At 73.1% G+C, this 10,738-nt stretch carries 11 protein-coding genes and 1 pseudogene; 2 read left to right on the top strand and 10 right to left on the bottom strand.

Going from position 1 to position 10,738, the window contains the following annotated elements:
- A pseudogene (locus tag G5C51_RS43400) lies at positions 1–118 on the top strand (transcriptional regulator); the annotation flags it as partial.
- 464 nt (positions 119–582) lie between these two features.
- Here G5C51_RS43400 and G5C51_RS35115 read toward each other — a convergent pair.
- Positions 583–1,380, bottom strand: coding sequence for a class I SAM-dependent methyltransferase (locus tag G5C51_RS35115; RefSeq protein ID WP_338118415.1), 798 nt, complete (start codon positions 1,378–1,380; stop codon positions 583–585).
- Positions 1,381–1,443: 63 nt separating this feature from the next.
- A complete protein-coding gene (locus G5C51_RS35110; RefSeq protein ID WP_206314663.1) occupies positions 1,444–2,421 on the bottom strand; it encodes an NAD(P)/FAD-dependent oxidoreductase in 978 nt (325 codons plus the stop codon).
- 83 nt (positions 2,422–2,504) lie between these two features.
- On the opposite strand from G5C51_RS35110, the gene G5C51_RS35105 reads away from it, so the two are divergent.
- Entirely contained in the window at positions 2,505–3,113 is a 609-nt protein-coding gene (locus G5C51_RS35105) for a helix-turn-helix domain-containing protein (RefSeq protein WP_165243731.1), read from the top strand.
- Here G5C51_RS35105 and G5C51_RS35100 read toward each other — a convergent pair.
- The 8 genes from G5C51_RS35100 to G5C51_RS35065 are packed head-to-tail and all read right to left on the bottom strand — an operon-like array spanning position 3,103 to position 10,669.
- A complete protein-coding gene (locus G5C51_RS35100; protein WP_165243729.1) occupies positions 3,103–4,512 on the bottom strand; it encodes a phytoene desaturase family protein in 1,410 nt (469 codons plus the stop codon). The genes G5C51_RS35105 and G5C51_RS35100 overlap by 11 nt on opposite strands.
- A 38-nt stretch (positions 4,513–4,550) precedes the next feature.
- The gene (locus G5C51_RS35095) at positions 4,551–5,405 is read right to left on the bottom strand and encodes an inositol monophosphatase family protein (RefSeq protein WP_165243727.1); all 855 of its coding nucleotides are present in this window, start codon (positions 5,403–5,405) and stop codon (positions 4,551–4,553) included.
- A gap of 41 nt (positions 5,406–5,446) precedes the next feature.
- Entirely contained in the window at positions 5,447–6,664 is a 1,218-nt protein-coding gene (locus G5C51_RS35090; protein WP_165243736.1) for a cytochrome P450 family protein, read from the bottom strand.
- Positions 6,665–6,705: 41 nt separating this feature from the next.
- A complete protein-coding gene (locus G5C51_RS35085; protein WP_165243725.1) occupies positions 6,706–7,980 on the bottom strand; it encodes a cytochrome P450 in 1,275 nt (424 codons plus the stop codon).
- On the bottom strand, positions 7,977–9,272 hold the full coding sequence (locus G5C51_RS35080; protein ID WP_165243723.1) for a cytochrome P450: 1,296 nt from the start codon (positions 9,270–9,272) through the stop codon (positions 7,977–7,979). The genes G5C51_RS35085 and G5C51_RS35080 overlap by 4 nt, the downstream gene beginning before the upstream one ends.
- Positions 9,269–9,880, bottom strand: a complete 612-nt coding sequence (locus G5C51_RS35075; RefSeq protein WP_240930132.1) for a GTP-binding protein — start codon at positions 9,878–9,880, stop codon at positions 9,269–9,271. Before G5C51_RS35075 ends, G5C51_RS35080 begins: the two co-directional genes overlap by 4 nt.
- A complete protein-coding gene (locus tag G5C51_RS35070; protein ID WP_165243721.1) occupies positions 9,858–10,229 on the bottom strand; it encodes a DUF742 domain-containing protein in 372 nt (123 codons plus the stop codon). The genes G5C51_RS35075 and G5C51_RS35070 overlap by 23 nt, the downstream gene beginning before the upstream one ends.
- Complete coding sequence (locus G5C51_RS35065) at positions 10,226–10,669, bottom strand: roadblock/LC7 domain-containing protein (RefSeq protein WP_165243719.1); 444 nt, start codon at positions 10,667–10,669, stop codon at positions 10,226–10,228. Before G5C51_RS35065 ends, G5C51_RS35070 begins: the two co-directional genes overlap by 4 nt.
- Between the last annotated feature and the right edge of the window lie 69 nt (positions 10,670–10,738).

Genomic DNA, 10,738 nt, shown 5'->3' with positions numbered 1-10,738 from the left:
CCTGAGGGTGCTGCTGGACGCGGGCTTGATCGGGCGACGGCGAGCGGGGCGGTCGGTGCTCTACTACCGCACGGGGGCGGGGGATTCGGTGGTGGAGGCGGGATCGGGCGGTGCGTGAGGCGGAGGCTCGCCGGGAGGAGAGGGCCACCGAGGGGCAGGCGGCGAGGCTGCGCGGTGCCAGGCGGCAAGCAAGGCGCGGGCGCGACCGTGAGGCGTAGGGCCGCGCGGTGTCAGACGGCAAGGCTTGGCGACGGGGCGCGGCGTGGAGGCGGCAAGGCGCGCACGCGGACGTGAGGCGTAGGGCCGCGAGGATCAGGCGGAAGGGCCATGCGGCGGGACGCGGCGGGGTGCGAGGCAGCGGGCCGCTGGCTGCGATGGCCGCCTGGCCGCCCCGCCTCCACTGCCGGCCGCCCGGCAGCGCGAACGTGCCCCGCCGCCCCGCTCCTCCCGTAGCCAGCCAATCCACCGGCACCGAGCCGGACCGCACCCGGCAGCGCGGCCGTCACCATCCGATGCCAGATCCCCCGCCCTCAGCCAGCGCTTCCGCGATTCCCCCTGCGAATGCCTCAGCCGACGCCCCGGTCAGGCCTCCAGCCGACGCGCCCGTAGGACCGCATCTTGGAGGGTGACCTCGCTGTCGTCGGAGGCGCGGATGGTGCGGGGGCGGGTCTCCGCGACCTCAACGGACCAGTGCGCCGGGTCCAGTTCTGCCGCCATCTCCGGGGCCGTTACGTGGGCGTGGGCCGCGTCCGTGTGCCGCGGGCCCGCCGCGTCGTGACCGACGACCAGGAGGGTGCCGCCCGGGGCGACCGCCGACGCGAGCCGGTGGAGGAGGTCGCGGAACGGGCCCGGCGTGTGGACGTAGTGCGTAGTGACCAGGTCGTAACGGGCGTCGCCGGGGGTCCACTCGATGAGGTCCGCCTGGACCCAGTCGATCGCCTCCGCCGCCCCGTCGCCGCGCGCCGCCGCGTGCTCGCGGGCGCGGGCGAGGGCCGTCGGGGCGATGTCCACCGCCGTGACCTGCCAACCGCGGGCGGCGAGCCAGATGGCGTCCGCCCCCTCACCGCAGCCGGCGTCGAGTGCGGTGCCGGGCGGGAGTTCGGCCGCCTCGGCGGTCAGCTGCGGATTCGGCGTACGACCGCCGACGGCCGCGTGATGGCCGTGCCCAGCTCCGTGACCGTGCCCGGCTCCGTGATCGTGCGCGGCACCATGCTCGCGCCCGGCATGGGAGCCGTGCCCGCCGGCGTGACCGTGCCCGGCTTCCCGCTCAAGTCCCGTGCCCTGCCCGCGCTCCGCACCGTCGTCACTACTCCCATCCTCACCCCCCGCGTAATGCTCCTCCCAGAACTCCCCATCCATCGCCTCAGTCTTCTTGCCCACAGTCGCTCCCTCGCTCATCCCGCTCACAGCCCACGCCTCCGAACCCGCCACCAACTCCGCCATCTAGGCCTCCGCCCCCACTGAGAACGACGCCCGATGCGCCTCCACCGCCACCCGCGTCTCCTCCGCCACCAGATCGGCATTGATCTGCGCCGCCGCCATCGCCCCCGCGGCCGCCGCCGCGCCGACCTGCGCGGTCAGGTCCGTCACGTTCCCCGCGACCCACACGCCCTCGACGCTCGTACGGCCACCCGCCTCGCTCGGGACGTACTCGCCGACCCCGGCCGGGTGCTCCTCGGCCCGTAGCCCCAGCGACTCCAGGAAACCCGCTCGCGCCACCATCCGCGACGCGACCACGACCGTCTCGCGCTCCACCAGCCGCCCGTCAGCCATCCGCACGCCGGAGAGCCGCTCGTCGGTCGTCTCCACCGCCACCACCTCACCAGCGACCACCCGCACCCCCCGCGCCGCCAGCTGCTCCGCCTCCTCCTCCGACGGCGGCCGCTCGTGCGCGAAGTACGTCACGTCGTCGCTCCACTGCCGGAACAGCAGCGCCTGGTGCACCGACATCGGCCCGCTGCCCAGCACCCCGACCGCGCGGTCCTTCGCCGCCTCCCAGCCGTGGCAATACGGGCAGTGGATGACGTCGCGGCCCCAGCGCTCGCGCACCCCGGCCACCGCCGGCAGTTCGTCGACCAGGCCGGTGGTCACCAGCAGCCGCCGGGCCCGGACCGTACGGCCGTCGGCCAGTGTCACCACAAATCCATCCCCCACCCGCGACGCCCCGGTCACCTCGCCAGCGACCACCTCGCCGCCGTATCCGCGCACCTCGCCCCGCCCCCGCTCCAGCAGCTCCAGCGGGTTGATCCCCTCCAGCCCCAGCAGCCCGTGCGCGCCCTCGGCGGGCGCGTTGCGCGGCGCCCCCGCGTCCAGCACCACCACCGACCGCCGGGCCCGCGCCAGCATCAGCCCACCGCTCAGGCCGGCGGCGCCGCCGCCGATCACCGCCACCTCGTAGTCGTTCCTCAGCTCGTCGGTCATCGTGACCACCTCCATACGAGCCGACCATGCGGCATCCGCCGCCCGACTGGCAAACCTCGTTGCCGTTCCGGCAAACTATCCCCATGGACGACGAACTCGATCAAGCCCTCGCCGGCGTAGGCCCCCGCCTCCGCGCCCTCCGCTCCGAGCGGCAGACGACCCTCACCGACCTGTCCGAGCGCACCGGCATCTCGGTCAGCACCCTCTCCCGCCTGGAATCCGGCAGCCGCAAGCCGACCCTGGAGCTGCTACTCCCCCTCGCCAAGGCGCACGGCGTCAGCCTGGACGAGCTCGTCGACGCCCCGCCGACCGGCGATCCCCGCATCCACCTGCGCCCAGTGACCCACCACGGCCTGACGATGCTGCCGCTGACCCGCCGCGCAGGCGGCATCCAGGCATACAAGATCGTCCTCCACCCGGAAGACCGGCCGCGAACCCCCGACCCGCAGACCCACGAGGGCTACGACTGGCTCTACATCCTCAACGGGCGCCTGCGGCTCGTCCTCGGCGAGCACGACATGGTGCTCGAGCCCGGCGAAGCAGCCGAGTTCGACACCCGGGTGCCGCACTGGTTCGGGCCCGCGGACGATCAACCGGTGGAGTTCCTCAGCCTGTTCGGCAGCCAGGGCGAGCGAGCGCACCTCCGCGCGCGCCCAAAGGCCCAAAGGCCGGAGCGGACGGCTAACGCGTAAGCGCCCGCCACACCGCCTTAGCCGCATTCTGCCCGCACATCCCATGCACCCCCGGCCCCGGATACGTCGCCTGCGAGCAGATGAACACCCGCGGATGCACCGTCGACCACGGCGACCGAGCCGGCTTCGGCCGCAGCAGCGTCTGCAACCCCGAGAAAGCCCCGCAGGCGAAGTCGCCGCCCACATAGTTGGCGTTACGCGCCGCCATCTCCGGCGGCCCCGCGATCGCCTTCGCCAGCACCAAGTCGCGGAAGCCGGGCGCGAAGCGCTCGATCTGGCGCTCGATGAGGTCGGTCGCGTCGCCCTTCCAGCCGTTGGGCACATGGCCGTACGCCCAGAAGGTGTGCTTGCCTTCCGGGGCCCGCGTCGGGTCCACGAGCGTCGGCTGAACCGTGATCAGGAACGGCGTCTTCGGGTCGTCGCCGCGCACCGCCCGCCGCACCGAGTCGTCGATCTCGCCCGCGGTCGGGCCGACGTGCACCGTGCCGGCGCGGCGGGCGTCGGCCGCCGTCCACGGGACCGGGCCGTCCAGGGCGTAGTCGATCTTGAAGCAGGAGGGGCCGTAGCGGTAGTTCGCGTACGCGTTCCCCAGGCCCGCGATCCGGGCCAGCGCCGTGGGCGAGGTGTCGAAGACATACGCGCGCGCCGGCGGCAGCTCGTCGATCCGCTTCACCTCGACGCCGGTGTGGATCACGCCGCCGAGTTCGCGCAGATACGAGCCGAGCGCGTCCGAGATGGACTGCGAGCCGCCCTTGGCCACCGGCCAGCCGACCGCGTGTGCGGCGATGGCGAAGGTGAGGCCGAGGGCGCCGGTGACGAAGCTGCTCATCGGGGAGACGGCGTGCGAGGCGAGGCCGGCCATCATGGCCTTGGCCTTCTCGTCGTGGAAGCGGCGGTTGATCACCGACATCGGCAGGCCGAACTTGCCGAGGCGGAAGAGCGTGACCGGGTCGCGGGGCAGGGAGTTCAGCGAGAGCGAGAGGAAGTCCTGCGAGAGGGTGTCCCACTTGCCGAGGAAAGGTTCCATCAGGCGCCGGTACGCGCCCGCGTCCCGCGGGCCGAGCGACATCGCCGTCTCCCCCACCGAGCGGGACAGCACCGCCGCCGTACCGTCGTCGAAGGGGTGCGCCATCGGCAGCTCGGCATGCAGCCACTCCAGGCCGTGCCGGGCGAGGGGCATCTTGCGGAAGGCGGGTGAGCCGATGCCGAAGGGGTGTCCGGACGAGCACGGGTCGTGCCGGTAACCGGGCAGCGTGAGCTCCTCCGTGGAGGCACCGCCGCCGATCTTCTCCCGTGCCTCGAAGACCTCGACGGCGAAGCCGCGCCGGGCGAGTTCGACGGCCGCCGTGAGCCCGTTGGGCCCGGCGCCGACGACCACCACGTCCACCATCGAGGTCATGAATCGCCCTCTCCCACTCGCCGTTGAGTCGCCCGAGGCTATCGCGCCAGAGGCGTGAGCAGCCCGAGGATATGCCGGAGCGTATCCGCGTCCCGTGCCGTCACGAACGGCAAGGCATTGCCGCCCGTGATGCGGAACGGCTCGCCCGCCACCGTGCCGTTCACCCCGCCCGCCTCCGCGACCAGCAGCAGCCCCGCGGCGTGGTCCCAGGGCGACTCCCACGAGGCGACGAAGGCGTCCAGCTCGCCGGTCGCCACCCGCAGGTACTCGAGGCCCGCCGACCCGCACGGCCGCGCGGAGACGCCGGGCACGTCGAGGCCGTCGATCACGCGCCGGGCGCCCGTCCGCGCATAGTCCGGGTGCGAGGTGGCGACCTGAAGGTCCTGGTCGCCCGCGGGGTGCCCGGCGCGCAGCAGCTCGGCGCCGGAGATCCGGGCGCCCCCGCCGCGGCGGGCGGTCGCCATCAGGACCTGGGCCGGGGCGTACGTCCACGAGGCGAGCAGCTCGCCGCGGTGCGCCAGGGCGACGAGGCAGCCGAAGTCGGGCTCGCCCCGTACGAACGAGGAGGTGCCGTCCACCGGGTCGACGATCCACACCGGCGCCGCGCCGCGGACGTCCGCCAGCCGCCCCGGCTCCGCATGCACGCCCTCCTCGCCGACCAGCACCGAGCCGGGCAGCAGCGCGGTCAGCGACCGCTCCAGCAGCTCCTCGGCCTCCCGGTCCGCCACCGTCACCAGGTCGTGCGGCCCGGCCTTCTCCACGACCTCATGCGCCGCGAGCTGCCGGAACCGCGGCATGACGGCCTCGGCCACGGCCTCCCGCACCGCGGCCTCCACGCGATCAAGCCAGGCACCGCCATCCCAGGCACCCGCACCCACGAGATCCTCGATCATGTCCCCATCGAACCACGTGCCTCCGACAGCAGCACCGTCCGTCAGCCGAGCGCCACCGGCATCGACTCCATGTCGTTCTGCGTGAGGATCGGCATGACGCGCAGCTCCGCCGCCGGCACCGCGAGCCGCAGCCCCGGGAAGCGCGCGAACAGCGCCGGCAGCGCGATGGCCGCCTCCAGCCGCGACAGCGCCGCGCCGGGGCAGACATGCGGACCGTGACCGAAGGACAGGTGCCGCGTCGCCTGCCGGGTGATGTCGAAGACATCCGCCGCGCCGCCGTGCTGCGCGCGGTCGCGGCCCATCGCCCGGTACGACATGACGACGCCCTCGCCCTTCTCGATGACCAGGCCGTCCGCCTCCGGGGCCTCGATGTCCTCGGTCGCGAAGCGCATCAGCACATGGCTGGTCGGCGGGTCCCAGCGCAGCGTCTCCTCGATCACCGCGTCCCAGCCGACCGCGCCGTCCAGCACCATCCGCAGCTGCTCCGGGTGCGTCAGCAGCGCCCGTACCGCATTGGTGATCAGCGTGATGGTGGTCTCGTGCCCGGCCGCGACCATCGCGTGCAGATTGCCGGCGACCTCCTGGATCGACATCGGCTCGCCGCCCTCGTCGGCGAGGATCAGCGCGCTGGTGAGGTCGTCCTCGGGGGCCGCCTTCTTCTGCCGGGCCAGGTCCAGGAAGTACGTCTCCAGCGCCTCGATCGACTTCAGCCGCTCGTCCTGCGGGGTGAGCATGGAGAAGAAGACCTTGAACAGCCGCATCAGCTCCGGGATCTCCGCCACCGGCACGCCCATCAGGATGCACACCACCGACATGGGCAGCGGCGCGGCGAAGGTGTGCTTGAGGTCGGCCACGCCCTCGGCCGAGGCCGCCGCCTCCGCCTCCGCCTCCGCCTCCGCCTCCAGGTCGTCCAGCAGCCCCGCGACCAGGCCCTCGATGACCGGCCGCAGATCCTCGACCCGGCGCGGGGTCAGCGCCTGCGCGATCTTGGCGCGCAGCCGGCGGTGCTCGGGACCGTCGGCGGTGAACATCGACGGCGGCACGTCGATCATGCCGATCAGCGGCCACGCGCTGGTGACCGTGCCGTCCTGCCGCAGCCGCCACTGATCCAGGTCTTTTACGAGCCGGGAGTCCGCCAGCAGCCTGCGCGCCACGGCATGCGAGGTGACCGTCCACGCCGGGACGCCCAGCAGGTCGATCCGTACGACAGGACCCGCCTCCCGCAGCCGTGCCGTCTCGCCGTCGAGGTCGGAGACCATCGGGTCGATCGCGATCACGTCGGTGGTGGGGTGCGGCAGGGTCAACGGACGCCGCCGTCCGTCAGCACCGGCAGCGCCTCGAGCTCGTTCTGGGTGAGCACCGGCAGGTTGCGGATGTCCTCGTCCGGCACCGCGAGCTCGAGGCCGGGGAAGCGCGCGAAGAGCGCGGGCAGCGCGACCGCCGCCTCCAGCCGGGACAGCGCCGCGCCGGGGCAGATGTGCGGGCCGTGGCCGAAGGAGATGTGGCGGATCGGGGTGGGGCGGGTGATGTCGAAGGCGTCGGGGTCCGAGTCGTACGGCTCGGGGTCGCGGCCGATCGCGCGGTACGACATGACGACGCCGTCGCCCTTCGGGATGATCTGGTCGCCGACCTCGATGTCCTCGGTGGCGAAGCGCATCAGCAGGTGACTGTTGGGCGGGTCGTAGCGCAGCGCCTCCTCGATGGCGGTCGCCCACGGCACCTTCTCGTCCAGGACCAGCCGCAACTGGTCGGGGTGGCCGAGGAGATGGCGCACGGTGGCCAGGACGAGCTGGATCGTGGTCTCGTGGCCGGCGCCGATCATCGACTGGAGGTTGCCGACGACCTCCTCCTCGGTGAGCGGTTCGCCGCCCTCGTCGGCGAGGATCAGCGCGCTGGTGAGGTCGTCCTGGGGGTTGGCGGTCTTCTCCCGGACCATCTCGGTGAAGATGCCGCGCAGTTCCTCCAGGGTCGCCATCCGCTCCTCGTGCGGGGTGAGCATGGAGAAGAAGGCCTCCCACAGCCGGGTCTGGCGGGGTATCTCCGCCTCGTCGACGCCCATCAGGGTGCACACCACCCGCATCGGCAGCGGCCGCGCGAAGACCGCCTTGAGGTCGACGACGCCGTCGGCGGCCTCGGCGGCCGCGCGCTCCACGTCGTCCAGTAGCTCCGCCACGATCCGCTCCACCGTCGGGCGCAGCGCCTCGAGCCGGCGCGGGGTGATCGCCTGCGCGGTTTTGGTACGCAGCCGGCGGTGCTCGGCGCCGTCGACGGTGAACATCGACCGGCCGGGGTTGACCATGCCGATCAGCGGCCATTCCGCGGTGACTTCGCCGCTCTGCCACAGCCGCCAGGCTTCGATGTCCTTCACCAGCCGGTCGTCGGTGAGGAGCCGGCGCGCCTCCGCCTGCCGGGTGATGGTCCATGCCGGCACGCCGAGCAGCTCGAGCCGGGCCAGCGGCGGGCCGCCGGCCAGCCGCGCGGTCTCGCCGGCGAGGTCCCGTACCAGCGGGTCCACGGCGAGGGGCTCGGGGAGCGCGCCGGTTCTCCCGGCGGCTTCGGCATGGGGGCAGTTCACGGGTGACCTCCGGATGCTCGTACGGGCGTGAAGCTGACGGGCAGGGCGGTCATGCCGCGCAGGAACGCGGACGGCCGCCGGACTAGCGTCTGGGCCGGCACGGACAGATCGAGGTCGGGGAGCCGGTCGAGCAGCACCTCGATGCCCGTACGAGCGATGATCTCCGCAATCTCCTGCGCCGGGAAGGGGCAGCGGAAGTCTCCGTAACTGAACGCGAAATGGGCGCTGTTGCCGCCCGCGGCCTGGCCGCCGTTCCGGCCGCCGGGGCCGGTGAGGGCCTGCTGGATGACCGGGTCGTCGTTGGCGGCGGCGAGGCCGAGCAGCAGCATGTCCCCGGCGCGGATGGGGCGGCCGCCGAGCTGGGTGTCGCGGGCGGCCCAGCGGCCGACGAGGATCTGGGTGGGGGTGTCCTCCCAGAGCACCTCGTTCATGGCGGTGGCGACGCTGTGCCGGCCGCCGCCGAGGGCGGCGGCGAAGCGGTCGTCGGTGAGCATCAGCCGGATGGAGTTGCCGATCCAGTCGGCGGTGGGCAGGAAGCCGGCGGCGGTGGTGTCCTTCAGGTTGAGCATCGCCTCCTCCGCGGAGAGGCGGGCGGGGTCGGCGAGCATCCGGGAGGCGACATCCGCGCCGGGGTGCTGCCGCTTGTGCGCGACCAGCTCGCGCATCCGGTCCACGTAGGTCATGTACGCCTTGACCGCGCCCGGGCCGCCGTCGGCCAGTTCGGTCATCACGCCCGCCAGCTCGCGGCCGCCGTCGTCCGGCATGCCGATGAGGCGGGCGAGGACCAGCACCGGCAGCGGCACGGCGTAGTCGGCGACGAGCTCGGCGCTGCCGCGGGCGCAGAAGGCGTCGATGAGCCGGTCGGCCAGCTCCTCGCTCTGCCGGCGCAGGTCGAAGGGGTCGACACCCTCGAGCGCCGAGCCGACGACGGAGGCGTGCCTGCGGTGCTCGGTGATGGTCGGCGCGTAGTGGATGGAGGGCGCCACGGCGCCGACCATCGGCATCAGCGGCCAGTCCTGGGGGACGTTCTCCCACTGATTCCACTGGCCGCGGTCGCGGCAGAACAACTCCGGGTCGGAGGTGACCTGGTGCAGCTCGCGGTAGCCGATGACCAGCCAGGCCGGGATGCCGCCGGGCAGCTCGACGGGCGCCACCGGGCCGTGCTCGCGGCGGAGTTCGCGGTAGAGCTGCAGCGGGTCGGTGTGGAAGCGGGGGCCGCTGAGCGGGACGGCGTCGTGGGCGACGGGGCAGCCTGCGGACGCGGACTCGGGCTGGGGGGACGGGGAGGTCATGGTGCGGCGGTCTCCTGCTGTGCGGCGGCGAGGGACTGCAGATGCTCGGCCAGCGAGATGAGGACCTGCTTGCCGGCGGCGCGCGAGCGGGCGTCGCACGTCAGCAGCGGCACGTTCGGGTCGAGGTCGAGGGCCTTGCGGACCTCGGCGGCGGTGTACGGCGGGCCGCCGAAGTCGTTACGGGCCACCACGAACGGCGTGCCGTGGTGCTCGAGCCGGTCGATGGCGTACCAGGAGTCGGCGAGCCGGCGGTCGTCGACCAGCACGATGGCGCCGAGGGTGCCGGCGAAGAGCCGGTCCCACAGGAACCAGAAGCGCTCCTGGCCGGGCGCGCCGAAGAGATAGAGCACGGTGTGCTCGTCGAGGCTGATGCGCCCGAAGTCGAAGGCGACGGTGGTGGCGGTCTTGTTGGGCACCGCGGAGCGGTCGTCGGTGCCCTCCCCCGCCTGGGTCATCGTCTCCTCGGTGTTCAGCGGCCTGATGTCGCTGACCGAGCGGACCATGGTGGTCTTGCCGACGCCGAAGCCGCCGACGATGACGATTTTGAGCCCGTTGTCGGCGGTCGCGGCCAGCGGCGTACGCGCTTCAGAGGCGGTGACGGAGTCCAACGAGCACCTTCTCCAGCGTGGTCGGGTCGGGCAGCCGCTGCGCGCCGGCTGTGTTGGGGGTGGTCCGCGGGTGGCGGGCGGTGACCTTGCCCGTCTCCAGCAGGTCGGAGAGCAGGATCTTGGTGATGCTGACCGGCAGCTTCAGCTGCGCGGACACCTCCACGACGGCGGTCGGGCGGCGGCACATGCGCAGGATCGCGACATGCTCGGACTGCATGCCCGGCACCGGGTCGCTCTCCGCGACCACGAGCGTGACCAGGTCGAACTCGTCGGTGGCGGGCCTGCTGCGCCCCTGCGTGAGGGTGTAGAGCCGGTCCGGGTCGTCGTCCCGCCCGGGGCGGGGCGTCATTCGGCGCTGCCGAGACGCAGGTTGTACCCCAGGTCGTTCTCCCGCGGCGCCGCGCTCAGGTGCTCGCCGATCTGCTCGACGAGGGCGAGGAGGTGGTGTCCTACGAGCCCGGGGTCGGCCTCCTCGCCGGCCACGACGGCCACATGGCTGCCCTCGCCGGCCTCGACGATGAACAGCACGCCGCCGTAGAACTCGGTCATCGACTGCCGCACGCCGCCGCTGCCGTCCCCGAACTCCACGGACGCGCCGTGGGCGAGGCTCTGGATGCCGGCGGAGATGGCGGCGAGCTGGTCGGCGCGGTCGGCGGAGAGTTCGCGGGTGTGACAGAGCTTCAGGCCGTCCCGGGAGAGCACGAGCGCGTGTCTGGTGCCGGGGGTGCGCTCCAGCAGGCCTTCGAGCAGCCAGGCGAGCTTGCCGGCCTCGGCGGCGGAACTGGTCATGATTCGTCCTCCGAGGGGGATACCGAGGTGGTGCGGGTGGGGGGTTGGTCGGTGTCGGCGCCCGTGGGC

The organism is Streptomyces coryli, assembly GCF_011044975.1.
GTDB classification, from domain to species: domain Bacteria; phylum Actinomycetota; class Actinomycetes; order Streptomycetales; family Streptomycetaceae; genus Streptomyces; species Streptomyces coryli.
Note: the sequence above shows the minus strand (reverse complement) of the source record. Positions and strands in the feature narration are given on the sequence as shown.